A 24143-nucleotide genomic window follows, 5' to 3' on the forward strand; every position below is an offset into this window, starting at 1 on the left:
GGAGCCCAATCCGCTTTTCGTAAGACTGTGGCATACTGGGATCCTGACGAGCCGCCAGACACAACACTGCTGGCTGATCTAGGGAGGCAGATTGTCGACGACTTTCCTTCTGTCGGCGATGCGATAAATGATCAACTATTACTTGAAATCGAAGGTGCCATGGCGAGCGGCGACGAGGACCTGATAATAGCGGTCGCGACAGGCATGATAGAAGCCATGGTCGGCAGAGCAAACCGCCTGGGCACATGGAACGACATCAGGCCCCGGCTTGGGAAGCTGTCTGGGGACCATGCTGACTGGTGGAACGGACCATGCTGATGCACGGCCCTGACCAGGCCGGTTCGATGAAGACAGCTTCCACCCCCTTAAGGTCGTCACGCAGGCTCCCGGCACCCCCGTAGTCGCCATGGCGCAGCCGGGAGCTCCGGCCTGCCGCTGGCGCATGTCCGGGGGTTGCGAACGCTGGCGCCTGTCCTCCGGCCTGCTCTGGTAGCTACCCCGATTCCTGCGCCCGGTTGAGCATCGGGCCGGTGTCGTCTAGCGTCAGGGCAATGCGTCCATCGATGATCCTGGTCGGCAACGTCCGACGCGCGCTGCTCGTAGCCCTGCTGAGCGGCAGTGCCCTCTCTGCCGCGGCACCCGCCCGGGCCCAGGCCAAAGGCGACCAGCGTGCCCTGGACTCGCTGACCCCGCCGAAGCCGGCCCAGCAGCCGAAGCCGGCGCACCCGGCGCATCACCATGCCGCCCATCATCCGGCACATTCCGCCAACGCCGGCCCCGCTGCCGACACCGGGGCCTCGCACATGCCGGCCGGCGTCAAGATGCCGCCACCGGTGCCGACCACACCACCCGCGCCGCCCATCATCAAGGCGCCGGTCATCAACGTCCCGCTGCATCCGGAGCCGCCGCCGCCGCCGGTGCCGGTGGTCGCCAGCGCCCGCGGCGAGCCGAGCCCGATCCACGGCGGCACCCGACTGACCTTCGGCGACCGCAGCGCCGACCTGAACGCCGCCAACATGCAGGCGATCCGCGACTTCGCCGTTAGCCTGAAGGCCGACCCCGAAGCCCGCGCGCAGATCGACGCCTACGGCAACGGCACCCCGGACGACCCCTCGACCCCGCGTCGGCTCTCGCTGTCCCGGGGGCTCGCGGCGCGGGCGGTCCTGATCAATGCCGGCATCCCGTCCACGCGCATCTACGTGCGCGCCATCGGCCGGCCGAGCGATGGCGGTCCTGCCGACCGCACCGACCTCACCCGCTCCGACCTCGACGCAGCGCCCACGACCGCTGCCGCCGCCTCCAACCCTCCGGCGCCCAGCACGGCTGCAGCCGCCTCGAACCCTCCGGCGCCCAGCACGGCTACAGCCGTCTCCAACCCTCCGGCGAAAGTGCCATGACCAAACCACTGACCTATCTCGTCCGCATGCTGGTGTTCCTGGTGGTGGTCGCCGCGGTCACCGCGCTGCTCGGGCCGACCCTGATCGCCGCCTTCAACAACAACCCGCTGCTGGACGGCCTGATCCTCGGCGTGCTGGCGCTCGGCATCCTGTGGAACCTGGTCACCGTCGCACGGCTCAATCCGGAGGTGCGCTGGCTGGAGACGCTGCGGCATCCGCGCGCCGGCCTCGCCCCGCCGGCCTCGCCCAAGCTGCTGGCGCCGATGGCCTCGATGATCGCGTCGCGCAACCGCGCCGACCGGCTCACCCTGTCGACGCCGGCGATGCGCTCGCTGCTCGACAGCCTCTCGTCGCGCCTCGACGAGAGCCGCGAGCTGTCGCGCTACATGATCGGGCTGCTGATCTTCCTCGGCCTGCTCGGCACCTTCTACGGCCTGCTGCTGACGGTGAGCGCCATCTCCGAGGTGATCGCCAACCTCTCGATCAGCACCGGCGACGTCAACCTGATGTTCGACCAGCTCAAGTCCGGGCTGGCGCGACCGCTGCACGGCATGGGCACGGCGTTCTCCGGCTCGATGTTCGGCCTCGCCGGCGCGCTGGTGCTCGGCTTCCTCGACCTCACCGCCGGGCAGGCGCAGAACCGCTTCTTCAACGAGCTGGAGGAATGGCTCGCCGGCATCACCCGCTTCTCCGGCGGCTTCGGCGGCGAGGGCGAGGCGCCGATGCCGCACTATGTTCAGGCACTCCTCGAACAGACCGCGGAAAATCTCGACGGCTTGCAGACGGTGCTGTCGCGCAACGACGAGGCGCGCTCGTCGCAGACCCATACGCTCAACGTGCTGTCCGAGCGCATCGGCGACCTCGCCGAGATGATGCGCGTCAACCAGACGCTGATGCAGCGCGTCGCCGAAGGCCAGGCGGCGCTGGCCCCGGTGCTGCGACGCCTGGCCGATGCCCAGGACACCCATGTCGAGAGCGACAGCTCGCGCGAGACCCGCGAGCACATGCGTGCCATCGAGCGCCTGCTAGGCCGCATGCTGAGCGAGAACGAGCAGGGCCGTGCGCAGAGCACCACGGAGCTGCGTGGCGACATCCGGCTGCTGACCCGAACGATCGCCGCCATCGGCGGCAACCCGGTCAATTAAGGCCATGGGCTTTGCCTCTGGACGAATCGGGGTCTGGGGCGTGCCGCCCCAGCGGGTCAAGGGCAGAGCCCTTCTGACAGGAACAAACCAATGAGGCGCCGCCGCAGCGTCCATAACGGGCTCGACGCCTGGCCCGGCTACGTGGATGCGCTGTCCACGCTGCTGATGGTGATCATCTTCGTGTTGCTGGTGTTCGTGCTGGCGCAGGCGTTCCTGTCGGTGGCGCTGAACGGGCGGCAGCATGTGCTGGACCGGCTGCAGCACGAGATGGCGCAACTGACCGAGCTGCTGTCGCTGGAGCGCGGCAAGACGCACGATCTCGGCCTGTCGATCGCGACCCTCACCGCGCAGCGCAACCAGACCGAGGCGGCGCGCCAGCAGCTGGCGGCGCAGGCGCAGGCGCTGAATGCCGAGGTCGCGAAGGAAACCGGCGTGATCGCCGCGCAGAAGGCCTCGCAGGACAAGCTGAGCGCCGACGCGCAGGCGCAGGTCAACCAGCTCAACCAGCAGCTCGTCGAGCTCGAGAAGCAGCTCGCCGCCATCACCCAGGCGCTCGACATCTCGCAGAAGGACGTGAAGGACCGTGATGCCAAGCTTGCCGACCTCGGCAACAAGCTGAACCTGGCACTCGCCGACAAGGTCGAGGAGCTCAAGCGCTACCGCTCGGAATTCTTCGAGCGGCTGAGCAAGGTGCTCGCCAACCGCCCCGGCATCGCGGTGGTGGGCGACCGCTTCGTGTTCCAGAGCGAGGTGCTGTTTCCCCCTGGGAGTGCCGACCTGTCGAAGCCCGGCGCGGACCAGATGAAGGCACTGGCGCAGACGCTCAAGGGCATCGCCGGCGAGATCCCCGGCGACGTCCCGTGGGTGCTGCGCGTCGATGGCCATGCCGACCGCCAGCCGGTCAACGCCCAGCACTTCGCCACCAACTGGGAATTGTCCTCGGCGCGCGCGATCACCGTGGTGAAGCTGCTGATGGAGCAAGGCGTCGATCCGCGACATCTCGCCGCCACCGCCTTTTCGCAATACCAGCCACTGGATGACGCCAGCACACCGGATGCCTATGCGCGCAACCGCCGCATCGAGCTGCGCCTGACCGACCGCTGAGACGGGCTCATGCCGGGGTGGCGCTCTCCTGCAGCTCGCTCGCCCAGGGCGGGTTGGAGCCGGCGCGGCCGCAGGTGAAGGCCGCGACGCGCACCGCGAAGCGCAATGCGCCTTCGGCATCCGCCGCATCGATGCCGCCGATGCGGTTCGCGCGGAGCCGGCCGATGCGGTCCAGGTGGCACAGCACGGCGGCGATGAAGCTGTCGCCGGCGCCGACCGTGTCCACCACCCTCGTCTCGCCGACCGGCACATCGACCGAGCCGCCGCCGACCCAGGCGGTGGCGCCGTCGCCGCCCTTGGTCACGATCACCAGCGAGGTGCCGGCGGCGATCCACGCGCGTGCGATGCGCTCGGGCTCGGCACCCGGGATCAGGTAGTCGAGATCGGCGCGCGACAGCTTGATGATGTCGGCCAGCGCCAGCGCCTCGGCCATCCGCGCGCGATATGCGGCCAGATCATGGGTCAGCGTCGGGCGGCAGTTCGGGTCGATGCACAACACCCGCCGGCCCTTCTGCTCGCGCATCAGGGCCAGGCACTCGTCGGCGACAGGCGGCGAGATCAGCCCGAGCGAGCCGACATGCAGCGCGCCGACATCCTCGCCGAGTGCCGGGCTCGCCGCCCGGGTCCAGCAGCGCGACGCGCTCGCCTCGTCGAAGAAGGCATAGTCCGGCTCGCCGTCGCCAAGCTTGACGAAGGCGAGCGTGGTCGCGTTGTCGAGACGCGCGACATATTGCATCGACACCCCGGAGACCTGCATCGAGGAGACGATCTGGTCGCCGAAGAAGTCATTCGAGATGCCGCCCATGAAGCCGACGGTGGCGCCGAGGCGGCCCAGCCCGACCGCGATGTTCCGGCAGGAGCCGCCCGGCACCGGGAGATAGGCCGCCTGGCCGCCATCCTCGCTCTGCACCGGCAGGAAATCGATCAGCGAGTCGCCACAGATGACGATCATGCACCTTCCTCCAGCTCGACGCCGAGCGTCTCGAGCGCGCTCCAGTAGCCAGGATAAGTCTTCGCGACGCAGCCCGGCTCGAGAATCGTGATGCCCCGGATCAGCAGACCGGCCAGCGCGAAGCTCATGGCGATCCGGTGGTCGTTGCGGGTGTCGATGCGCGCCGGCAGCGTCTGTCCGGCAAGCCGCGGATCGGCGGCGACCAGCAGGTCATCGCCATGCTCGGTGCCAAGCCCGGGCCGGATACGCGACAGGCCGTCCGCCAGCGCCCGCACCCGGTCGCATTCCTTGACGCGCAGGTTGGCGATCCCGGTGAAGCGCACCGGATGGTGGTTGAAGGCTGCCATCACGGCGAGCGTCGGCACCGCGTCCTGCATCTGCGCGCCGTCGATCACCGCCGGCATCGCCGGATACATCGCAATCAGCGAGGCGGCGGCGGCGTCCGGCTGGGTGAAGGCGTCGGCCGCGATGCCGAGATCGATCGCACCATTGGTCAGCCGCCCGGCGGCCCAGAGATAGGTCGCCGCCGACGCGTCCGGCTCGACCAGCAGGTCGCGGGCGCGATAGCCGGTCGGCGCCATGCGCCACGCCCCCGGTGCAGGTGCCGTGATGTCGGCGCCGAACGCGCGCATCGCGGCCAGTGTAAGCTCGACATAGCCGCGCGCACCGATCGCGTCGCCGCGCAACGCCACCTCGACCGGACCGTCGCCACAGGCGGCCGTCATCAGCAGCGCCGAGACGTACTGGCTCGACAGGGAGGCATCCACCTCCACCCGTCCCGCGGGCAGCCGGCCGGTGCCGTGCACGCGCACCGGCGGACAGCCGGTCGGGCAATCCACCCGCACGCCGAGGCTGCGCAGCGCCTCGACCAGCGGGGCGATCGGCCGCACCCGCATGTGGGCGTCGCCATCCAGCAGCACCGGGCCCGCGACCAGCGCGGCGGCGGCAGTCAGGAAGCGGGTGGCGGTGCCGGCATTGCCGAGGCACAGCGGACCCTCCGGCACGTCCAGCCGGCCATTGCCGTGCACCAGGAACGAGGTCGCGTCCGGCTCCTCGATGGCAATCCCGAGGGTGCGCAGGGCGGCCGCCATGGTGCGTGTATCGTCGCTCTTGAGCGCGCCGCTGAGGCGGCTGGGGCCGTGCGCCAGCGCCGCGAGCAGCAGCACCCGGTTGGTGATCGACTTGCTGCCGGGCGGACGCACCCGACCGTGCAGCGGATCGCGCACCGGCAGCACTCTGAGAGCGGCGGCGTCGAGCCAGTCGCGTTGCCGGTCGCCTCGGGGGCCGGTCGGAATCATGCCGGCTGCCCCAGGGCACGCCGCCGGAGCCGGTCCAGGCGCTTGCCGCCGTCCTCGATCATCGGGTCCAGGGTCAGCACATGCTGCCAGGCCTTGTAGGCCGCTGCCGCCGTGCCGCGCTGCTCCTCGACCGCCGCCAGCGCCTGCCAGGCAAGCACGTCGCCGGCGTCGCGCGAGAGCGAGCCGCCGAGATCCTGCACCGCGGCGTCGAGGTTGCCGTCGAGATCGTACGCCGCCGCCCGCTCGCGCCAGAGCAGGGCGTTGTCGGGCTGCAGCGCCACGGCGTCGTCGAGGTCGCCGATCGCGGCCCGGCGCTGGCCTGCCGTCATCTCGCGCTGCGCGCGCCGCAGCAGCAGACGGACCGCCGGCTGTACCGCCTGCTCGCGCAGCGCCTCCATTCGGGCGGCCAGCGCCTGCGCCTGGCCGGGATCGTGCGCCTGGGCCAATTGGGTGGCCAGGCTCGCGAGAGGCGGGTCGGGTGCGGCGGCGATCGCGGACGCCCCCCAGCAGGACATCGCGGCAAGCGCAAACAGCCGCCACCTGAACGCCCGCTTCGCGATCAGGTGCGGCTGCGCCCGCATGCTCTGGTTCCCGAGGAACCGGCCCCCGGATCGGAGGAAGCCGCCTTCAGCCCTGGCGGGCCTTCATGCGTGGGTTCTTCTTGTTGATCACATAGACCCGGCCATGCCGGCGGACGACGCGGCAATCCTTGTCGCGGACCTTCGCCGACTTCAGGCTGTTTCTGATCTTCATGACACGACCCTGGTTCAACAGCCCGGCGCGGGCCAAAAGTGACGGTTCCGCGCGCGGGCAGCGCCGGGGGGAGAGGCTGACTAGCGGCGGCATCTGGCCCGGTCAAGTGCATTCCCCTCATCCGCCTTCTGCCCTAAGCACCTCGCATGGCGCGCATGCAGGGTGGAACGAGCAACAAGAGACAGGGCTCGGCCTGGGGCGGCTTCCTCGTCATGGCCTTCATCGTGCTCGGCCTGTGCGGCCTGTTCTCGACCTATGCCGCGCAACTCCCGTACCAACGCGCCCTGTATGCGGACGCCAGGCTCGATGCCGCCCGGAATGCTCCGGACGCTCTGGCGCAACTCGACCGGCTGCGCGACGCACTTGGCGATGATGGCACCGGCGCCTTCGACAGCACGGGCGATATCGCAAACCGGATCGCGCACGCGCACAGCGTGCTCACGCAGCATTTCCAGCAGCAGGGCGGCGACATCGCGCTGCGCCTGCGCATCGTGCTGGTGGTGTTCACCGGCGCCGCGGCGCTGTTCGGCCTCATGGTCGTCAGCGTGCTCAGGCGGAGTGCAAGCTGATCCGCCTCAACTGCCGCTGGCCGGCGAAAGGCTATGCAAGTAGGCGATGATGTCCCGGCGGCCGACCGCATCGTCGATGGCGTCGGGCATTGCGGTGCCAGGAATGAACGCGCGCGGTCCCGACAGCCAGCGCTCCAGCGTCGTGCTGTCCCAGGTGAGATGGGCGGCGGCCAGCGCCGGGGTGTACGGGTAGCCGGGCACCGAGCCGGCGCGGCGGCCATAGACGCCCGCCAGCTTCGGTCCTTCGGTCGCGTGGTCGGGCGCATGGTCGAGCGCATGGCAGCCCGAGCAGTTCGAGACGAACAGCGTGTGTCCGGCGGCGGCGTCGGGCGGCGCATTGGCGAAGCGCGCGAGGTCGGCGGCGTGCTTCGGACGGCTGGAGCGGAAGAAGGTGTAGGACAGGGTGATGTTGTCGACCTCGGTCGTCGACGGGTCCGTCGCCAGGCGCGGATCGACGAAGAAGGTCACCGGCATCTCGACCTTCTGGTGTGCGCCGAGGCGCTCCTCGGTGAAGCAGAAGCACTGGATCTTCTTGAAGTAGATGCCGACCTTGTCCGGCGTCACGTTGAAGCTGGCGTGGCCCACGATCGGCGCGTCGGACAGGTTCTCCGCCTCGAAGAACACCAGGCTCTCCTGGCCGAGCCGCACCCGGACCCGCCCCTGGATCGGCCGGAACCGCCAGGGCAGGCCCTTCGCCGTGCCGGTGGAGAAATCCACCGTGACCAGGCGACCGAGCGTGCCGCTTGCGGCCAGCGCCCGCTGGGTGGTGCCGCCAGAGCCGGTCGCCGCGCAGAACATCCGGTACAGCGGCACCGAGAACGAGACGATGGTCAGCATGACGGCGACGATGGCCAGCAGCCCGGCGGGCACCAGCCAGCCCCGGCGGCGGCGAGATGAACTCATGCGCCATCTCTAGCCCAGGCGCGGGTGCCGCGAAACGCGAGAGCGGCGCGGCCGCGCGCACGATCCGCTGACCTGTGCTACAGGGCCGCGCTTTCCGCCCGCCCGCTTTCCGCCGCCCGCTTTACGCCACGGAGACCGATTTGCCGCGACCTGCACCCTCGGCGCTCGCCGCCCTGAGCCTGCTTGCCGTCGCTGCGGCGGCTCCCGCCCCGACCGCGACGCCTGCGCTGCCGAGCGAGCTGGCGTCGCATTTCCAGCCGCAGGAGCAGAGCTTCGACTACAGCAGGCGCATCGTCATGATCCCGATGCGCGACGGCGTGCATCTCAGGACGGTGATCCTGATCCCGCGCGGCGCCGCGCATGCGCCGATCCTGCTGACCCGCACGCCATACGACGCCCTCGAGAAGGTGAGCGAGAACCCCAGTTCCAGCCTGGCCGGCGTGCTCGGCGATGGCGACGTCGTCGACCGCCTGGTGACCGAGGACGGCTACATCCGGGTGCTGCAGGACGTGCGCGGCAAGCACGGCTCGGAGGGCGACTACGTGATGACCCGGCCGCTGGCGGGGCCGCTCAACCCGACCGGCGTGGACGAATCCACCGACGCCTGGGACACCATAGACTGGCTGGTGCACCACACGCCGCAGAGCAATGGCCGGGTCGGCATCCTCGGCATCTCCTATGACGGCTTCACCTCGCTGATGGCGCTGTTGCATCCTCACCCGGCGCTCAAGGCGGCGGTGCCGATCAATGCGATGGTCGATGGCTGGATGGGCGACGATTGGTTCCACCAGGGCGCGTTCCGCACCGGCTCGCTGGCCTACATCTACGAGCAGGAGGCCACCCGCGGCAGCGACCTGCACTGGTGGTCGAGCGCCTACGACGACTATACCGAACTGATGCGCGCGGGCTCCGCCGGCGCCCTCGGCCGCTCGCACGGTCTGCAGCAGACCGGCTACTTCGGCAAGCTGCTGGCGCACCCGGCCTATGACGGGTTCTGGCAGCAGCAGGCGATCGACCGGCTGCTGGCCAGGCAGGGCCTCGGCGTGCCGACATTGCTGGTGCACAGCCTGTGGGACCAGGAGGATATCTACGGCAACATCGCGGTCTGGAACGCGGTGAAGCCGGACGACCGGGCCGGGCTGCTGCATCTCGCGATTGGGCCGTGGTTCCACCACCAGGAGCGCCTGGACGGCAGCGCGATCGGGCCGATCCGCTTCGGCTCCGACACCTCCGCCTATTTCCGCGACCATATCCTCAAGCCGTTCTTCGACCGCACGCTCAAGGACGACACCCAGGCACCGGCGACACCGCCGGTGACCGACTTCGTCACCGGCATCGACCTTTGGGAGCAGCGCGCCGATTGGCCAGGTAGCGTGCACATGCAGTCGCTGCATCTGGGGCCGGAGGCCGGATTGGGATTTTCTCCGGGCGCCGGCGGTGCCCCGACCTATCGCAGCTACGTCTCCGATCCGGCCAATCCGGTGCCGTTCCTGCCGCGCCCGGTGCATCTGTCCGGCCCAAAGGGCGAGGAGAGCTGGCAGACCTGGCTGGCGAGCGACCAGCGCACGGTGTCCGGGCGCCCGGACGTGCTCGAATACAGCACGCCGCCGCTGACCCGGGCGCTGCGGGTCAGCGGGCGGCCGGTCGCCGATATCGATCTCTCGACCACCGGCACAGACGGCGACCTCGTGGTCAAGCTGATCGACGTCTATCCCGATGTCGCCGGGCGCGAGCCCGTCCTCGGCGGCTACGAGCTGATGATCAGCGCCGACATCCAGCGCGGCCGCTACCGTGCCGACTTCGCGCATCCGCGCCCGCTGACACCCGGGGCGATGCAGCGCTGGCACGTGATGCTGCCGACCGCCAACCACGTCTTCCTGCCCGGCCACCGCATCATGGTGCAGGTGCAGTCGAGCTGGTTCCCGCTCTACGACCGCAACCCGCAGAGCTATGTCGCCAACATCTTCGACGCCAAGCCGTCCGACTACCGGCGCGCCGAGATCAGGATATTCGACAGCAGCACGGTCGAGCTGCCGGTCGCGGGCGACACCTCGAAATGATCGAGAATCAAGGACCCGGCGCGCGTCCCGCTGCAAGGAAGCCCGACCAGGCGTTGGTGTAGAATTCATAGGCCTCGGGGTTCTGCAGGAACAGGCCCCGCCATTCGTGGAAGCTATCGTCGTGCAATCGGTAGTCCCTGTCTGCAAGAAGCTTCAAGGCGGCCACCGGTTTCGGGCCATGGAAATGGATGATGCGGGCACACGGGTCGATCCCCGGCCAGTACGGCTTCCAGTTGTATTTGGGTGATAGCGGAGTCCACTGGCCCATGTAGAACTGTTCGAGCGCGCCCTGGTCGTAGCCGCGTATCGTATGCAGCATGTCGCAGGCGAGGTCGATCAACGCGGGGAGGTCCTTCCGCATCCTGTCGACATTCATCAACATGACGCCGGAATTGAGCTCGGCATAGTTCTGCCTGCTGGGATGGCGGATGTCGTGGCCGTAGAGATCGAACTGGCTGGCGGCGGCGAATGTCGTCGGGCGGAAGCGGCCGAGGTCGGGGTTCTGCAGAAAGATGACGTCGCAGTCCGTGTACAACACGAAGTCCTCGACCAGCTCGATGCGTGGAATGTCGAGCCGCAGGAAGGCACCCGCCGCCGTCGCCATCCATTGCGTCATGCCAGGCAGCAGCCGGCGCTGCGCGTGTTCCAGTTCGGCATAGAACGAGAGCCGCCGGAAGATCACCGTGACACCCGCGTCGGCCATCTCCCGGGTGAAGTCGCACGCCTCGCCGTCGAAGATCATGTGCGGCCGCAGGTCGGTGTTCGCGGCGGCGGAGGCGACCGCGGCCCGGATCATGTCCGGGAAACCCTGTTCGACATTGGCGGTGAGCGTATTGCCGGTTACGCAGAAGTACCATTGCATGGCGCCGGGACCGGAGGTTCCTGCAGATCGCAGTGGGCGCATCCGGCGTGCTTGTCCAGGAAATCCCGGTGTCTCAGAGAAGTCGCCCAGAGCCTGTTTCAAAATGCCTGATGCTGGATGAGAGCGGCCCGAAGGGTCGCGCCCGGCGTGGCTTTCCGAGCACCGCAGCGCAGCGGCCGTTTGGCCGTGAGCAGTGGAGCACAGGAAAGGCGCCCATCCTTGGAAAAAGGGGGATCGCCAGCAGCAGGTGTTTTCAAACAGGCTCTCAGGCCGGTTCGCGCTGCCGCTCCGTCATCTCCGACGCCGCGGCAAGGTCCACCGACAGCAGCCGGCTGACGCCGCGCTCCTGCATGGTGACGCCGTACAGCCGGTCCATGTGCGCCATGGTCAACTGGTGGTGGGTGACCACCAGGAAGCGGGTCCCAGTTTCGGCCACCATGTCGGCGAGCAGCGCGCAGAAGCGCTCGACATTGGCATCGTCGAGCGGCGCATCGACCTCGTCCAGCACGCAGACCGGCGCGGGATTGCAGCGGAACACCGCGAAGATCAGCGACAAGGCGGTCAGCGCCTGCTCGCCGCCGGACAGCAGCGACAGGGTGGCGAGCTTCTTGCCGGGCGGCTGCGCGTAGATCTCCAGGCCGGCCTGCAGCGGGTCGTCGTTGCCGACCATGCCGAGATGCGCCCGGCCGCCATTGAACATGCGGGCGAACAGCGTCTGGAAATTCCGGTCCACCTGCTCGAGCACCGCCAGCAGCCGTTCGCGTCCCTCGCGATTGAGATGGCCGATCGAGCCGCGCAGGCGCGCGATCGCCGCCTCCAGCTCCCGGCACTCTCGCAGGATCGTGTCGGCGCGGGCCTGCGCCTCGCCGCTTTCGATGTCGGCGCGCAGGTTCACCGGCCCCATCTCGTGGCACTCGCGCGCGAGCCGGGCGACGCGGCGGCGCAGGCTTGCCTCCGCGTTGTCGCTCAGATCGTCGGGCGTCAGCGTCTCATGCGGCGCTTCTTGGGGCGTTTTTGGCGGCGTCTCGGCCAGCAGTTGCGCCAGGATCGCCTCGGCCTGCTCGTTGCGCCCCTGCAGCCGGAGCCTGGCTTCGCGCGCCTGCATCAGCGACGCATCGGCGCTGCGGCGCTCGTTCTGCGCGTCCAGCAAAGCCTGGTCGGATTCGTCCAGCGTCTGCTTCGCCGCCCGGTGCTCGCGCACCGCGTCGGCCAGCGCCGCATCGTGCTGGCGGCGGTGCTGCCCGGCCAGGGCCGGCGCCTCGGCCAGCGCGTCATGGCTCGCTTGGTCGGCCGCCAGCCGGGCGCGCGCCGCCTGGCAGTCCTCGCGTGCGGCAGCCGCCCGGCGCGACCAGTCCGCGCGGGCCCCGGCCAGGCGCGTCACCTCGGTCTCGAGTGCCTCGCCCTCCGAGGCAAGCCGCAGCTGCGCGTCGCGGCACGCCGCTTCCATATCCCATGCCGCCTCCAGGCGGGCCGACGCCTCGGCCGCGGCTGCAGCGGCCGCATCCAGCCCGGGCAATTGGTCCCGCGCCGCCTGCGCGCGAGCCAGTGCATCCAGCGCGTCCTGCCGTTCGCTTGCCAGCGCCGCCAGTCGCGGGGCCAGCGCCTCCATCCGGCTGCGCTGCTCGACCAGCCTGGTGTTCAGGCGCGAGCGTTCCTCCTGCAGCCGCTCAAGGCGTGCCGCCACGTCGCGCCATTCCGCACGCGTCGCATACTCCAGCGCTTCCGCGGTCCGGGCCGCCTCCCGCAGGCGCGCGGCGGCGAGCGTGCCGGTCTGCGGATCGGGCAGTCCGGGCAGGGCCTCCCCGGCTGCGGCCAGTTCCTCGCGTGCCGTCCGCTCGTCTTCCGCGATGCGCAGATGTTGCGGCCGCAGGGCATTGAGCCGGCTCTCGGTCTCAGCCTGTCGGGCCAGATGCTCTGCGACCTTGCGCCGGCCGCCCTCAAGCCGCTGTTCGGCCTGCCGCCGCGCCTCGCGCGCCTGGCTCTCGGCGGCAACCGCCTCGGCCTCGCGCAGCCTCGCCTGGTCCAGCGACAGCTCGAGCGCAGCCACGACCGGGAGTGCCTCGCGCTGCGACCGCGCCGCCGCCAGCGCCTGCTCGGCCTCATGCAGCGCCTGCCCGGCGCGGTCGCGCTGCGGAACGAGGGCGTCGAGCCGGGCGCCCGCGGCGTCGGCCTGGCCATGCAGGGCGCGATGGTCCTCACGCGCGGCGGAAAGCGCCGCCTCCGCTTCATCGCGCCGGATGCGAGCTTCGCCTGCGGCCGCCACGCGGTCCGCTAGCGTCCGCGCCACGATCTCCGCCTGCGTCCGCGCGTCGTCGGCTTCGCCGGCCGCGGCCTCCAGGCGCGCGTTGGTCTCACGCAGCCGGTTGCGCTGTTCGAGCGCCCGTGCCGCCCGTGCGGCGGTGGTCTCGGCAGACAGGCCGCCGGTGTCGCTGTAGCCATCCCATCGCCAGAGCGAGCCTGACCGCGAGACCAGCGCCTGTCCCGGCTGCAGGGCGACCTGCAGCACAGAGCCATCCGCCTCCTCGACCAGGCCCGCATGCGACAGGGCAAACACCAGCGCGGCTGGAGCGTCGAGCAACCCGGCGAGCGGGGTGGCGCCCGCCGGCAGCGCGACCGGAGATCCCCTCTCCAGGTCGCGCCAATATCGCGGGGCGGCAGGATCCAGCGCGGCGTCCAGCCCGTCTGCCAGCACTGCTCCGATCGCGCGCTCCAGGCCCGGCGGCACTGTCATCACGTCAGCCAGGTGCTGCCAGTTTTCGGCATCCGGCGCAGGTTCCTCCGCCCCGGGTGCCAGTCCGTCGAGCTGCGCCTGCAGACGCGCCTGCTCCGCCAGGATCGAGGCGAGACGCTGCCCGGCCGCCGCATTTTCCCGCTCGCCCTCCTCGCGTGACTGCTCTGAAGCTGCCAGCGCGGCGCGCGCCGCGTCCAATACGGACTCGATCCCTGCTACCTGGCTTGCAGAACGATCGAGGCGATCCTGCGGCACCAGGATCGCCTCCGCCGCAGCCGTGTCCCGGACGATCTGCTCGTGCTGGTCTGTGGCGCGGCCCTGCATGGCCGCCGCAGAGGTAGTGGCGGCCGATGCCTGCTCGTGCAGAGCCCGGGCCTCCGCGGCCTTGCTGCGGGTGGTGGCATGCGCCTCCTGCGCCTCGGCCCGCGCCGTCTCGGCCGCCGCCAGGCCGTGCCGCAGCCTTTCGAGCCGAGTCTCCTGCGCGGAGACCTCCTGCCGGCCGTCCGCCGCATCCTGCTCGGCAAGGCGACCGGCTTGCGCTCCGGCGATCTCCGACGCGATCGTCGCAAGTTCGGCCGCGAGCCGCGCCGCGCGCAGCGAGGCCTCCGCCTCCCAAGCGACCGCGGCGGCATGCGCCCGCGACGCATCGGCGGCCTGCAACCCGGCGAGGTCGGCGTCCCGCGCCGCCCTGTTGCGTGCCTCGCTCGCCTGCTCGGCTGCTGCTGCTGCCTGCTCCAGGGCCGAAGCTGCCTGCTCGCAGGCTGCCTGCAGGGCGGCACGCTCCGTCTCCGCAGGCAGCGACGCGGCCGCCGCGTCATGATCGGTGCGCAGCGCGGCCAGCTGCGCCGACAGGCGGTCCAGGCTGTTCGCTGCCGCCGCATGCTCGCGCTCGAGTTGCCCGCTCCGGCTGCGCAGCGTGTTCTCGCCGGCAACGGCTTCGGCATGCGCCGCATTCGCCGCCGCCAGTCCGGCCTGGGCGTCCTGGTGCGCCTGCAGCGCCGCCTGCCGCCGCTCCGGCAGCGCGCTGCGGCGGCGCTCGGCGGCGGCGAGCTCCACCTCCAACGCCGCCAGCGCCTGCTCGGCATCGGCCAGGCGCGCTGCCGCGGCCTGGGCTTCGGCACGCGCGCGCGACAGACGGGCCTGGGCGTCGACCAGCTCGCGCGCGACGCGTTGCTCCTCGGACGCCAGCGTCTCGGCGGCGATGCGGCAGCGCTCCAGGCTGGTGCGGGCCATGGCTTCGGCTTCACGGGGCCGCGGCAGGGCCAGTTCGGCGGCATGCTCGGCGATGGTCGCCAGCTCGGCGCGCTGCCCGGCGGCCGACAACGCCGCGTCCGTCGCGGCCGTTGCGGCGCGGGCCTGCGCGACCGCGGCCCGGGCGCGAGCATGCAACAGCGCCAGCAGCCCGGCCTCCGCCTCGCGCAGCCCCGCGGCGACCTCCCGATAGCGACGCGCCTGCCTGGACTGCACGTCGAGTTCAGAGAGCCGCGTCTCGAGTTGCAGGCGGAGGTCCTCGGCGCGTGCGAGGTTGGCCTCGGTCGCCCGCAGCTTCAGTTCCGCCTCGTGCCGGCGCGCGTGCAGGCCGGTGATGCCGGCGGCTTCCTCCAGGATCGAGCGGCGCTCCTCCGGCCGCGCATTGACCAGGGTGGAGACGCGGCCCTGGCTGACCATCGCCGACGAGCGCGCGCCGCTGGCGAGATCGGCGAACAGCGTCTGCACGTCGCGCGCGCGCATCTCGCGCCCGTTGACCCGGTAGGCACTGCCGGCGCCGCGCTCGATGCGCCGCGAGATCTGCAGTTCCGGCTGGTCGTCGAACGGCGGCGGCGCGATGCCGGCCGCCTCCTCGAGCGTAAGGGTGACCTCGGCGAGGTTGCGCGCCGGCCGACCCGCGGTGCCGGCGAAGATCAGGTCGTCCATCTCGCCGCCGCGCAGCGAGCGGGCAGAGCTTTCGCCCATGGTCCAGCGCAGCGCCTCGACGACGTTCGACTTGCCGCAGCCGTTCGGTCCGACAATCCCGGTGAGGCCAGGCAGGATATCCACGCTGACCGGTTCGGCGAAACTCTTGAAGCCGGCAATGCGCAGGCGGGCGAAGCGCACGCTCATCGAGGGACCGTGCCGGTCAAGCGTCCATTTCTCAAGCTCCGGCCGCGGTCACCTGCTTGAGGAACGTGTCGTAGTCCATCTCGCCGGAATGGCTGGCGGCGCCGAACACGAAGGTCGGCGTGCTGTCGACCTTGTACTGGTTCTGGCCGCGATCCTGCTCCGCCAGGATTTCCTTGCGCAGGCTGTCGTCGGCGATGGTGGCGTCGAACGTCGCCTTCGGCATGCCGGCGAGGGCCGCCATCTGCTGCAGCTGTGCCTGCGGATCGACATTCTGGCCGAACGCCCAGCGATCCTGGCTTGCCAGCAGCGCCAGCACGAACGGTTCGTAGCGGTCGGTCGGCAGCGCGCGTGCGACCATGGCGGCGGTCAGGGCCACCTGGTCGAGCGGGAAGTCCTTGAACACGTAGCGGATGCGGCCGGTATCGATCAGCTTCGCCTTGACGTCTGGGAAGGTCTCGGCGGCGAAGCGCGCGCAGTGCGTGCAGGTCAGCGAGAACCATTCCTGCACCGCGAGCTTCGCGTCCGGCCGGCCAAGCGCGCGCTCGGCCATGCGCGGATCCGCCTGCTGCGCCCGGGCCGCGTGCGGCAGTAGCAGGGCAGGCGCCGCACCGAGGGTGAGTGCTGCACCGAGAAGTGAACGGCGGCGAACGGTCGGCATGGTCGAGGCGACTCCGTAAACCGCCGCAGTACGCCAGACCGCTCGCTGCTTTGCAACTTAGGACTCCAGGCTGGCGTCCAGCGTGATCTCGGCCTTGAGCAGCTTGGAGACCGGGCAGCCGGCCTTGGCCATCGCGGTCAGCTCGGCGAACTTCTCCTGCGTGGCGCCGGGAACCTTCGCCTTTAGGGTCAGGTGCACCTTGGTGATGGAGAACCCGTCCGGCACCTGGTCGAGGGTGACGTCCGCCGTGGTCTGCATGTGCTCGGCGGTGAGGCCGGCGCCGCCCAGGATCATCGACAGCGCCATGGTGAAGCAGCCGGCATGCGCCGCGCCGATCAGCTCCTCGGGATTGGTGCCGGGCTTGCCCTCGAAGCGGGCCGCGAAGCCGTACGGGTATTCCTTCAGCGCGCCGCTATGGGTGGTGATGGCGCCCTTGCCGTCCTTCAGGCCGCCTTGCCAGACTGCCGAGCCGTTGGTCTTCATTTGGGTCTCTCCCTGGTCTTGCCTGTCGCATTATATCAGCGGCGCTTGCGGGCGGCGATACGTCCGCCCAACGCCGATAGCGCGTCGCGTAGTGGTCCCTCCGGCATGTCGGGAATGTCCACCGCTACCGCAGCAGGCGGGGCCGGGCGTGGCGGGGTGCGGTCGGCGAGCGCGGTGTCGTCCTGGATGAAGCGCAGCCGGCTCACCAGTTGCCGCCCATAATGGGTGTTGATCCGCCCGATCAGATGGTCGGCCACATGCTGCAGTTCCAGCGCCACCGGGCCGGCGCAGGCCAGCGTCAGCGTGCCGGCGGACAGGCGGCGTGGCCGGGTGGTCGCGGCATGCGCCGGGCCGACGATGGCATCCCAGTCCGCGACCAGTTGCGCCGACGCCGCATTGCGGCTGTGCAGCGCCGGCCGCACGATCGCCGGCAGCAGCGTGCCGAGTGTTCTCGGACCATAGACGTGGCGCCGATGGTTCGTCATGGATGCTCCCGTGCCGCACGCATCAGCCGCCCTCGTTGCCCATTCCGATGCGCCTCCCGCCGGTGCCCTGCTGCGCTGGTACGACCGGCACCGGCGGGTGCTGCCCTGGCGTGCCGGACCCGGCCATGCCGCCGACCCTTACCATGTCTGGCTCAGCGAGATCATGCTCCAGCAGACCACGGTGGCGGCGGTGATGCCGTACTATCGCCGCTTCCTGGCGCTGTTCCCCAGCGTGCAGGCGCTCGCGGCCGCAGAGGATGGCGCGGTGCTGTCGGCCTGGGCCGGTCTCGGCTACTACGCACGCGCCCGCAACCTGCATGCCTGCGCCCGCGCCGTCGCGGCGCTCGGCGGCTTCCCGGACAGCGTCGAGGCGCTGCGTTCGCTGCCCGGGATCGGCGCCTACACCTCGGCCGCCATCGCCGCGATCGCGTTCGGGCGTCCGTTGGTGCCGGTGGACGGCAATGTCGAACGCATCGCCGCCCGGCTGTTCGCCATCGACACGCCGCTGCCGCTGGCGCGCCGTGCGATCGCGCGGGCGGCGGCGACGCTGAATGCCGAGCCGGAAGCGCGGGCGCGCCCGTCGGACTTCGCGCAGGCGCTGTTCGATCTCGGCGCCACCCTCTGCACGCCGCGCAATCCGGCCTGCACGATCTGCCCCTGGATCGGCTCCTGTGCGGCGCGCGCATTGGGGCGAACCGGCGATCTGCCGGTGAAGGCCGCAAAGGTGGTGCGCCCGCAACGTCACGGCGCGGTGTTCCTGCTGTCGGATGCCGACGGCCGGCTGCTGCTGCGGCGGCGTCCGGCGAGCGGGCTGCTCGGCGGCATGACCGAGTTCCCCGGCACCGCATGGCGGGATGCGCCCTGGGAACCGGCCGAGGTGCTGGCGTCGGCGCCGCTGCCGGCGGACTGGCGCGTCGTCGGTTCGGTGGCGCATTTGTTCACCCACTTCGCGCTGACCCTGCAGGTGCATGCGGCCAGCGTCGGGCGGGTGGCGCCGGCACTACTGCAGGACGGTTTTCTGCGCGCGCCTGATGCGATGGGCGCCGAGGCGCTGCCGTCGCTGATGCGCAAGTGCCTGGAACTGGTGCGGTGAGCGACACGCAGCCGGGCCGCCTGCCGGTGTTCCTCGATCTCGACGGACGCCGCGCGCTGCTGCTCGGCGCGGGCGAGGCGGCCGAGCGCCGGGCCGCCACCCTGCTCGCCTGCGGCGCGCTGCTGGTGCGCGCGACCGAGTTCGACGAGGCGCTGCTGGATGGCTGCGCGATTGCCATCGGCGCTGCCGACGAGGACGCGCGCGCCCGGGACCATCCGCTGCAGGTGCAGCTCCGGGCGATGGCGGCGGCGGCACGGCGGCGCGGCATTCCGCACAACGTGGTCGACCAGCCGGAGCTCGGCAGCTTCATCACGCCGGCGGTGGTGGAGCGTGCGCCGCTGTCGATCGCGATCTCCTCGGGGGGCGCCGCCCCGGTGCTGGCCCGGCTGCTGCGGGCGAGGATCGAGACGCTGGTCCCGCCGGGGTTCGGCAGGCTCGCCGCACTCGCGGGGCGGCTGCAAGACGAGACCCGCCGGGTGCTGCCCGACGTACTGCAACGTCGGCGCATGCTGGAGGCGGCGCTGTCCGGGCCGGTCGCCGAGCTGGTGCTGGAGGGGCGCGAGGTGGAGGCCGAGGCGGCGTATCGGCGGGCGCTGGACGACGCGGCGCGTGGTGCGTCGGTGCAGCGCGGCTTCGTGCATCTGGTGCATCCGGGGCCGGGACCGGCCGACCTGCTCACCCTGCGGGCGCTGCGCCTGCTCGGCGAGGCGGATGTCATCGTGCATGGCGCGGCCGAGAGCCCGGCGGTGCTGGAAGTGGCGCGCCGCGATGCCGCGCGTGTCGTGGTGCTCGATGCGGAGGCGCCGGCGCTGCTGGTGCGGCTGGCAGGCGATGGCGGCAAGCTGGTGCGGCTCTCCCCGACCGACGCCGATGCGCGGGCCCTGTGCGAAGCGGGTGTCGATCATGCGGTCGTGCCGGGGGTCGCCTCGGTCCGAGATTGACGCCACCGCGTCGGCGCTGGTCAAGTCTCGGCATGTCACGCCTCGATCTCAGCAAGCAATTCATCCCCGTCCGGATCGCGGTGCTCACCGTCTCGGACTCCCGCAGCTTCGCCAACGACACCTCCGGCGACATCCTGGCCGGCCGGATCGAGGCGGCGGGGCATGTGCTGGCGGATCGCGCCATCGAGCCGGACGATGCCGGGCTTATCGCCGGCCGGCTGTCGGGCTGGATCGCCGATCCGCAGATCGACGTGGTGGTGAGCACCGGCGGCACCGGCGTCACCGGCCGCGACGTGACGCCGGAGGCCTATGCGCGCGTGCTCGAGAAGCAGATCGAGGGGTTCGGCGAGCTGTTCCGCATGCTGTCGTACCAGAAGATCGGCACCTCGACGATCCAGTCCCGCGCCATCGCCGGCGTTGCCAACGGCACCTACCTGTTCGCGCTGCCGGGCAGCACCGGCGCCGCCCGCGATGGCTGGGACGACATCCTGGTCTGGCAGCTCGACAGCCGCCATTCGCCCTGCAACTTCGTCGAGCTGATGCCACGCCTGAAGGAGCATCTTACTTCATGAGCATGCGCGCGGAGCTGACCGAGAAAATCGTGCGGATCAAGATCGAGCGCGCACTGAGCTGGAGCGGGCTCGCGGAACTGGCTCCTGACTTGTCAAAGGAGTTCGTGACCGCCGGGCTGCTCGGACAGATGCAGGTGCCGAAAGCCGCGGCCGAGGCGATCGGCGATCATCTCGGGCTCGATCCGTTCGAGATCAGGCTGCTGCAGGAGCCGCCCTATCGCGGCTCGCTGCCGACCCCGGTGCCGACCGATCCGCTGATCTATCGCTTCTACGAGCTGGTTTCGGTGTACGGCACCACCTTCAAGGCGCTGATCCACGAGGAGTTCGGCGACGGCATCATGAGTGCCATCGACTTCCGCATGGACCTGGCGCGCGAGCCCGACAACCAGGGCGACCGGGTCAAGATCTCGATGAGCGGCAAGTTCCTGCCTTACAAGCCGTACTGATTGAGCTACTTCCGGTTCGGTCGAGCACGTCGTCCCGGGCGGCCGCCTCCAGCTTCCGCACATTTCAGGACGCGAGAGCCATATCCAGCAACGCGTCGACGTCACCATGGCATTCGGGGACGGCAAGGACGCCGTCGAGGCGGCCGTCGATAAGCAGCATGGCGAAGCCATGCACGACGGACCACTGGCCGACGGCCCTGCCGACGATGGCAAGGCGGCCGGCGTCCGACGGGTGCGTATCAGCGGGGCCGGCGCTAAACATGAGCGCGCGGGAAGCCTCTGCAGCGGCTTCTGCCAAAGCGGGGCGGCCGAAGTTCAGCCGTTCGGACCGGAACATCAACACAAACATGGCGGGTTCCGCGCGGGCAAAAGCCACGTAGGCGCGTGCTGTGGCATTCGGGATGGAGCGGGCGCCAGGGTTGTTCTGCGCTTGCCGGAGGGCGTCATTGAACATCCGGTAGCCCACGGCGGCGAGTTCGCTCAGCAGGCCTGACAGATCGCCGAAGTGCGGGGTAGGCGCCATGTGCGAGACGCCGACCCGGCGGGCGACCGCGCGCAATGTCAAAGCTTGCAGGCCTTCGGTGCGGAGGATGTCGCCCGCCGCGAGCAGGAGGGCGGCCGGAAGGTCGCCGTGGTGATAGGGGCGTTTCACGAGACACACCATGGCAGGAGGAGCAAACCGGAGCGGTAGGACTTTACACTGGACAGATCGGTAGCGACAAGGCTACAACCGATCTGTACACCGTATAGAATGCGGTCTGCCGATGGGACGCAGCAATGATGCTCCGGTGTCGCAGGAGAGAGCTCCGCAGCCCGTGCAGGTCCGTACGGTTCCGGGCAAACCGGGTGGGAGAGGCGTCATGAACAGCCCGATTGTGGCTGGCGCCGCGAACGGCAACCCGGCCGCCAGGCCCGGTGGCAGCCGTCGGGCGATCGCGATCGATATCGTGTTGAATGTGGTCTTGCCTTACGCCGCATACGTCCTGCTCAAGCGCGCAGGACAGAGCGATGCGCGGTCGCTGATCTTGAGTGCCGTCGTGCCCGCGGCCGTGGCGCTGGTCAGTCTCGTTCAACGCAGGCGAATGAACGGGCTTTCGCTGCTGGTGATTTTCGCGACGGCGCTAAGTCTGGGGGCGACAGCGCTATCCGGCTCGGCCTGGTTCGCTCTGATCCGGCCATCGTTCGTGACCGGATCGATCGCGTTGGCCTTCATGGCTTCGCTTACCCTCAAGCGGCCGGCGCTGTTCTACCTGGCACGCGACACGACATGCCCGACGCCGGAGGAGGCACGGGCGTTCGAAGCGCAGTGGGCGTCGGCGATCTTTCGCCGATCGATGCGCCGTCTGACCGTGGTGTGGGCGGTGTTCCTCGGCGGGGAAGCAGCGCTGCGAGCGGGGCTGGCGGCGATCTGGCCCGATGCGACACTTGTTGCTGCGACGCAGATCCTTTGGGTCATCCTGCCGATCCTGCTCACCCGTTGGAGCATCCGTGCAGGAAGGCGGTGGGCGGCGCAGGAGGCGGAATGAGGCGTCCGCTCGCGGGTCTACCCTCGAGGCTAAGCGTGAACTACCGCGACCTTCTGCTGGTATCCGGGGTCCGGCCGGTGTCGGAGTTCATCCAGGACCTGCAGGTTTGAACCCTGCAAGGGTCGACCGCATCGCAGGCGTCTGTATGCTGCCCTCCGCAACCGACCCGGGGACCGGCCACAGTGAAGATCGATCGTCTGCTCGTGCGTGCCGCCATGCTGTCGGCCCTGGCATCGACTCCTGCCTTCGCCCAGGGCGTCCCGTCCGCGATGAAGCTGCAGCGCATCGAGGTGATCGGCAACCACCGGGTCCCGACCACCGACATCGACAGTGCGATGACGGTGCATGTCGGCCAGAAGGTGACGCGGGCCGATCTCGTGGCCAACGAGAACGCCGTGGTCGACGTCTATCGCCACGCCAATGTCGGGGCCAGCCTGAAGCAGCGCCTGACCATCCAGCCGTCGGGGGCCGCCACGGTCGCCTACCTGATCACCGAGCAGGCCGCCCCCGCGCCGCAAGGCCCGGCGGTGCTTCGCGTGGACAAGGTCACGGTCGAGGGCAACAGCCTGATCACCACCGAGGCGATCGACAGCGTCATCACCCTGCGTCCGGGCGATACCGTGGACGAGGCCAAGGTGACCACCAACATGCAGGCGATCCTGGCGCTGTACAAGAAGAAGAATGTCGGCGCGCAGATCATGCCGAGCGCCACCTATCCGCAGCCCAACCATGCGATCGTGGATTACAAGATCACCGAGAAGGGCCACGACTGAGAGGCTGCTTGCAAACACCTGCTGCTGGCGATCCGACGCGATGTTATCTCCGCTCCGCTGCTCACGGCCAGTAGGCCGCTGCGCTGCGGTGCTCGAAAAGTCACGCCGGGCGCGGCCGGAAGCGGCCGCTCTCATCCAGCAGCAGGCGTTTGCAAGCAGCCTCTACAGAGTGAAACAGGTTCTAGTCGAATGCCGCCATCGGAGAGCTGTGGTTGATCATCGACAGCAGCTCGCTTCGGGTGGTCGGGTTGTCGCGGAACGCGCCCAGCATCCGGCTGGTCACCATCGAGACGCCCGGCTTGTGCACGCCGCGCGTGCTCATGCACTGGTGGCCGGCCTCGATGATCACCGCGACACCGTGCGGTTCCAGCACCTCGTTGATGGTGTTGGCGATCTGCGCGGTCAGCCGCTCCTGGATCTGCAGCCGCCTCGAATAGACCTCGACCACGCGCGCCAGCTTGCTGATGCCCACCACGCGCCGGCGCGGCAGGTAGGCGACATGGCACTTGCCGATGATCGGCACCATGTGGTGCTCGCAATGGCTCTCGATGCGTATGTCGCGCAGCAGCACGATCTCGTCGTAGCCGTCGGTCTCGGCGAAGGTGGTGGCCAGCAGGGCCACCGGGTCGGTGTCGTAGCCCTGGAAGAACTCGTTGTACGACCGGGCGACACGGCGCGGGGTGTCGCGCAGGCCCTCCCGGCCGGGATCCTCCCCCGCCCATCGCAGCAGCGTACGGACGGCCTGCTCGGCTTCCTCCTGGGATGGCCGGTCGGCATGGCGGGGCAGCATGCCCGGAACGACAACCTGGTCCATCAGTGCAGGATGACCGACTGGTGCGGGCTGTCGAGGCTGAAGGTCGGGATCTGCACGTCGAAGGTCTCGCCGGTTGCGGTCGACACCATGTGGTACGCGCCGGTCATGAAACCAGAGGGCGTCTCGAGCGGCGCCCCGGAGATGTATTCGAACGCCGCGCCGGGACGCAGCTGCGGCTGCTCGCCGACCACGCCGCTGCCCTCGACATGCTGCGTATGGCCGCGGCTGTCGGTGATGTGCCAGGTGCGGCGCAGCAGGCGGACATCCTCGGCGCCCTGGTTCTCGATGCGGACCCGGTAGGCCCAGACGAACTGCCGCTCCTCGGGCTGCGACTGGTCCTCGAGGAAGAACGGCCGAACCGTGACCCGGATGCCGCGCGTGACCGCAGCGTAGCTCGGTCCGTTGGTCTCCCCGGCGGGTGCCGCGGCCCCGATCGCCAGCCCTGCGGCTGCGGGGTCGTTATCCTTCATGCCGGCGT

The 24143-nt window shown here is 70.0% G+C and carries 25 protein-coding genes; 12 read left to right on the plus strand and 13 right to left on the minus strand.

Annotated features, from left to right (window positions below):
• Positions 1-27 precede the first annotated feature (27 nt).
• The 4 genes from ACQY4O_RS16945 (at position 28) to ACQY4O_RS16960 (ending at position 3646) form a co-directional block, all read left to right on the plus strand.
• Positions 28-318 (plus strand): hypothetical protein, encoded by a 291-nt coding sequence (locus ACQY4O_RS16945; RefSeq protein ID WP_428377504.1) that lies wholly within the window; start codon positions 28-30, stop codon positions 316-318.
• Positions 319-551: 233 nt separating this feature from the next.
• Positions 552-1397: an OmpA family protein gene (locus ACQY4O_RS16950; protein ID WP_428377505.1), complete on the plus strand. Its 846-nt coding sequence runs from the start codon at positions 552-554 to the stop codon at positions 1395-1397.
• Positions 1394-2542 (plus strand): flagellar motor protein MotA, encoded by a 1149-nt coding sequence (locus tag ACQY4O_RS16955; RefSeq protein WP_428377506.1) that lies wholly within the window; start codon positions 1394-1396, stop codon positions 2540-2542. Before ACQY4O_RS16950 ends, ACQY4O_RS16955 begins: the two co-directional genes overlap by 4 nt.
• Positions 2543-2632: 90 nt before the next feature.
• Positions 2633-3646, plus strand: coding sequence for a peptidoglycan -binding protein (locus tag ACQY4O_RS16960; protein ID WP_428377507.1), 1014 nt, complete (start codon positions 2633-2635; stop codon positions 3644-3646).
• 7 nt (positions 3647-3653) lie between these two features.
• Here the strand turns inward: ACQY4O_RS16960 and ACQY4O_RS16965 are convergent, their stop codons facing one another.
• The 4 genes from ACQY4O_RS16965 to ykgO are packed head-to-tail and all read right to left on the minus strand — an operon-like array spanning position 3654 to position 6649.
• On the minus strand, positions 3654-4598 hold the full coding sequence (locus ACQY4O_RS16965) for a carbohydrate kinase family protein (RefSeq protein WP_428377508.1): 945 nt from the start codon (positions 4596-4598) through the stop codon (positions 3654-3656).
• On the minus strand, positions 4595-5896 hold the full coding sequence (gene aroA, locus ACQY4O_RS16970) for a 3-phosphoshikimate 1-carboxyvinyltransferase (protein ID WP_428377509.1): 1302 nt from the start codon (positions 5894-5896) through the stop codon (positions 4595-4597). The genes ACQY4O_RS16965 and aroA overlap by 4 nt, the downstream gene beginning before the upstream one ends.
• Positions 5893-6477: a hypothetical protein gene (locus ACQY4O_RS16975; RefSeq protein WP_428377510.1), complete on the minus strand. Its 585-nt coding sequence runs from the start codon at positions 6475-6477 to the stop codon at positions 5893-5895. The genes aroA and ACQY4O_RS16975 overlap by 4 nt, the downstream gene beginning before the upstream one ends.
• A 46-nt stretch (positions 6478-6523) precedes the next feature.
• Complete coding sequence (ykgO, locus tag ACQY4O_RS16980; RefSeq protein WP_077807834.1) at positions 6524-6649, minus strand: type B 50S ribosomal protein L36; 126 nt, start codon at positions 6647-6649, stop codon at positions 6524-6526.
• A gap of 146 nt (positions 6650-6795) precedes the next feature.
• Here ykgO and ACQY4O_RS16985 point away from each other — a divergent pair, with 146 nt between their 5' ends.
• Positions 6796-7218, plus strand: coding sequence for a hypothetical protein (locus tag ACQY4O_RS16985; protein WP_428377511.1), 423 nt, complete (start codon positions 6796-6798; stop codon positions 7216-7218).
• Between the two features lie 6 nt (positions 7219-7224).
• Here the strand turns inward: ACQY4O_RS16985 and ACQY4O_RS16990 are convergent, their stop codons facing one another.
• On the minus strand, positions 7225-8121 hold the full coding sequence (locus ACQY4O_RS16990) for a cytochrome c oxidase assembly protein (protein ID WP_428377512.1): 897 nt from the start codon (positions 8119-8121) through the stop codon (positions 7225-7227).
• Positions 8122-8261: 140 nt separating this feature from the next.
• Between ACQY4O_RS16990 and ACQY4O_RS16995 the strand changes: the two genes are divergently transcribed.
• Entirely contained in the window at positions 8262-10181 is a 1920-nt protein-coding gene (locus ACQY4O_RS16995) for a CocE/NonD family hydrolase (RefSeq protein WP_428377513.1), read from the plus strand.
• Positions 10182-10188: 7 nt separating this feature from the next.
• On the opposite strand, the gene ACQY4O_RS17000 is transcribed toward ACQY4O_RS16995, so the two are convergent.
• The 5 genes from ACQY4O_RS17000 to ACQY4O_RS17020 all read right to left on the minus strand — a co-directional run bounded on the left by ACQY4O_RS17000 (position 10189) and on the right by ACQY4O_RS17020 (position 17500).
• Entirely contained in the window at positions 10189-11043 is an 855-nt protein-coding gene (locus ACQY4O_RS17000) for a hypothetical protein (protein WP_428377514.1), read from the minus strand.
• Between the two features lie 265 nt (positions 11044-11308).
• Entirely contained in the window at positions 11309-15874 is a 4566-nt protein-coding gene (locus ACQY4O_RS17005) for an AAA family ATPase (protein WP_428377515.1), read from the minus strand.
• A 31-nt stretch (positions 15875-15905) separates the two neighbouring features.
• The gene (locus tag ACQY4O_RS17010; RefSeq protein ID WP_428377516.1) at positions 15906-16532 is read right to left on the minus strand and encodes a thioredoxin domain-containing protein; all 627 of its coding nucleotides are present in this window, start codon (positions 16530-16532) and stop codon (positions 15906-15908) included.
• Positions 16533-16589: 57 nt separating this feature from the next.
• Complete coding sequence (locus ACQY4O_RS17015; protein ID WP_428377517.1) at positions 16590-17015, minus strand: OsmC family protein; 426 nt, start codon at positions 17013-17015, stop codon at positions 16590-16592.
• A 35-nt stretch (positions 17016-17050) separates the two neighbouring features.
• Positions 17051-17500, minus strand: coding sequence for a DUF721 domain-containing protein (locus ACQY4O_RS17020; protein ID WP_428377518.1), 450 nt, complete (start codon positions 17498-17500; stop codon positions 17051-17053).
• On the opposite strand from ACQY4O_RS17020, the gene ACQY4O_RS17025 reads away from it, so the two are divergent.
• Genes ACQY4O_RS17025 through cynS form a run of 4 tightly spaced genes read left to right on the plus strand, consistent with a single transcriptional unit; the run spans position 17499 to position 20552 of the window.
• Positions 17499-18593: an A/G-specific adenine glycosylase gene (locus ACQY4O_RS17025; protein ID WP_428377519.1), complete on the plus strand. Its 1095-nt coding sequence runs from the start codon at positions 17499-17501 to the stop codon at positions 18591-18593. The genes ACQY4O_RS17020 and ACQY4O_RS17025 overlap by 2 nt on opposite strands.
• On the plus strand, positions 18590-19534 hold the full coding sequence (locus ACQY4O_RS17030; RefSeq protein WP_428377520.1) for a siroheme synthase: 945 nt from the start codon (positions 18590-18592) through the stop codon (positions 19532-19534). Before ACQY4O_RS17025 ends, ACQY4O_RS17030 begins: the two co-directional genes overlap by 4 nt.
• A 32-nt stretch (positions 19535-19566) precedes the next feature.
• Entirely contained in the window at positions 19567-20106 is a 540-nt protein-coding gene (gene moaB / locus ACQY4O_RS17035; RefSeq protein ID WP_428377521.1) for a molybdenum cofactor biosynthesis protein B, read from the plus strand.
• The gene (gene cynS, locus ACQY4O_RS17040; protein WP_428377522.1) at positions 20103-20552 is read left to right on the plus strand and encodes a cyanase; all 450 of its coding nucleotides are present in this window, start codon (positions 20103-20105) and stop codon (positions 20550-20552) included. Before moaB ends, cynS begins: the two co-directional genes overlap by 4 nt.
• Before the next feature lie 64 nt (positions 20553-20616).
• Here the strand turns inward: cynS and ACQY4O_RS17045 are convergent, their stop codons facing one another.
• Complete coding sequence (locus ACQY4O_RS17045; protein WP_428377523.1) at positions 20617-21216, minus strand: TetR/AcrR family transcriptional regulator; 600 nt, start codon at positions 21214-21216, stop codon at positions 20617-20619.
• Between the two features lie 196 nt (positions 21217-21412).
• Between ACQY4O_RS17045 and ACQY4O_RS17050 the strand changes: the two genes are divergently transcribed.
• Both ACQY4O_RS17050 and ACQY4O_RS17055 read left to right on the plus strand, forming a co-directional pair.
• The gene (locus tag ACQY4O_RS17050) at positions 21413-22078 is read left to right on the plus strand and encodes a VC0807 family protein (RefSeq protein ID WP_428377524.1); all 666 of its coding nucleotides are present in this window, start codon (positions 21413-21415) and stop codon (positions 22076-22078) included.
• A 182-nt stretch (positions 22079-22260) separates the two neighbouring features.
• On the plus strand, positions 22261-22851 hold the full coding sequence (locus ACQY4O_RS17055; protein WP_428377525.1) for a POTRA domain-containing protein: 591 nt from the start codon (positions 22261-22263) through the stop codon (positions 22849-22851).
• Positions 22852-23032: 181 nt separating this feature from the next.
• Here the strand turns inward: ACQY4O_RS17055 and folE are convergent, their stop codons facing one another.
• Positions 23033-23665 carry a GTP cyclohydrolase I FolE gene (gene folE / locus ACQY4O_RS17060; RefSeq protein ID WP_428377526.1) on the minus strand — a complete coding sequence of 211 codons (633 nt, stop codon included), beginning with the start codon at positions 23663-23665 and terminating at the stop codon, positions 23033-23035.
• Positions 23665-24135 carry a Co2+/Mg2+ efflux protein ApaG gene (gene apaG, locus ACQY4O_RS17065; RefSeq protein ID WP_428377527.1) on the minus strand — a complete coding sequence of 157 codons (471 nt, stop codon included), beginning with the start codon at positions 24133-24135 and terminating at the stop codon, positions 23665-23667. The genes folE and apaG overlap by 1 nt, the downstream gene beginning before the upstream one ends.
• Between the last annotated feature and the right edge of the window lie 8 nt (positions 24136-24143).

Source organism: Lichenicoccus sp., assembly GCF_965277665.1.
Classification (GTDB): domain Bacteria; phylum Pseudomonadota; class Alphaproteobacteria; order Acetobacterales; family Acetobacteraceae; genus Lichenicoccus.

Coding starts and splice junctions, on each gene's coding strand:
- ACQY4O_RS17015 (WP_428377517.1), bottom strand. CDS start 17,015: ATGAAGACCAACGGCTCGGCAGTCTGGCAAGGCGGCCTGAAGGACGGC.
- ACQY4O_RS17005 (WP_428377515.1), bottom strand. CDS start 15,874: ATGAGCGTGCGCTTCGCCCGCCTGCGCATTGCCGGCTTCAAGAGTTTC.
- apaG (WP_428377527.1), bottom strand. CDS start 24,135: ATGAAGGATAACGACCCCGCAGCCGCAGGGCTGGCGATCGGGGCCGCG.
- ACQY4O_RS16955 (WP_428377506.1), top strand. CDS start 1,394: ATGACCAAACCACTGACCTATCTCGTCCGCATGCTGGTGTTCCTGGTG.
- aroA (WP_428377509.1), bottom strand. CDS start 5,896: ATGATTCCGACCGGCCCCCGAGGCGACCGGCAACGCGACTGGCTCGAC.
- ACQY4O_RS17045 (WP_428377523.1), bottom strand. CDS start 21,216: ATGGTGTGTCTCGTGAAACGCCCCTATCACCACGGCGACCTTCCGGCC.
- ACQY4O_RS16965 (WP_428377508.1), bottom strand. CDS start 4,598: ATGATCGTCATCTGTGGCGACTCGCTGATCGATTTCCTGCCGGTGCAG.
- ACQY4O_RS17020 (WP_428377518.1), bottom strand. CDS start 17,500: ATGACGAACCATCGGCGCCACGTCTATGGTCCGAGAACACTCGGCACG.
- ykgO (WP_077807834.1), bottom strand. CDS start 6,649: ATGAAGATCAGAAACAGCCTGAAGTCGGCGAAGGTCCGCGACAAGGAT.
- ACQY4O_RS16975 (WP_428377510.1), bottom strand. CDS start 6,477: ATGCGGGCGCAGCCGCACCTGATCGCGAAGCGGGCGTTCAGGTGGCGG.
- ACQY4O_RS16985 (WP_428377511.1), top strand. CDS start 6,796: ATGGCGCGCATGCAGGGTGGAACGAGCAACAAGAGACAGGGCTCGGCC.
- ACQY4O_RS16990 (WP_428377512.1), bottom strand. CDS start 8,121: ATGAGTTCATCTCGCCGCCGCCGGGGCTGGCTGGTGCCCGCCGGGCTG.
- ACQY4O_RS16960 (WP_428377507.1), top strand. CDS start 2,633: ATGAGGCGCCGCCGCAGCGTCCATAACGGGCTCGACGCCTGGCCCGGC.
- cynS (WP_428377522.1), top strand. CDS start 20,103: ATGAGCATGCGCGCGGAGCTGACCGAGAAAATCGTGCGGATCAAGATC.
- ACQY4O_RS17025 (WP_428377519.1), top strand. CDS start 17,499: ATGGATGCTCCCGTGCCGCACGCATCAGCCGCCCTCGTTGCCCATTCC.
- moaB (WP_428377521.1), top strand. CDS start 19,567: ATGTCACGCCTCGATCTCAGCAAGCAATTCATCCCCGTCCGGATCGCG.
- ACQY4O_RS17000 (WP_428377514.1), bottom strand. CDS start 11,043: ATGCAATGGTACTTCTGCGTAACCGGCAATACGCTCACCGCCAATGTC.
- folE (WP_428377526.1), bottom strand. CDS start 23,665: ATGGACCAGGTTGTCGTTCCGGGCATGCTGCCCCGCCATGCCGACCGG.
- ACQY4O_RS17010 (WP_428377516.1), bottom strand. CDS start 16,532: ATGCCGACCGTTCGCCGCCGTTCACTTCTCGGTGCAGCACTCACCCTC.
- ACQY4O_RS16950 (WP_428377505.1), top strand. CDS start 552: ATGCGTCCATCGATGATCCTGGTCGGCAACGTCCGACGCGCGCTGCTC.
- ACQY4O_RS17050 (WP_428377524.1), top strand. CDS start 21,413: ATGAACAGCCCGATTGTGGCTGGCGCCGCGAACGGCAACCCGGCCGCC.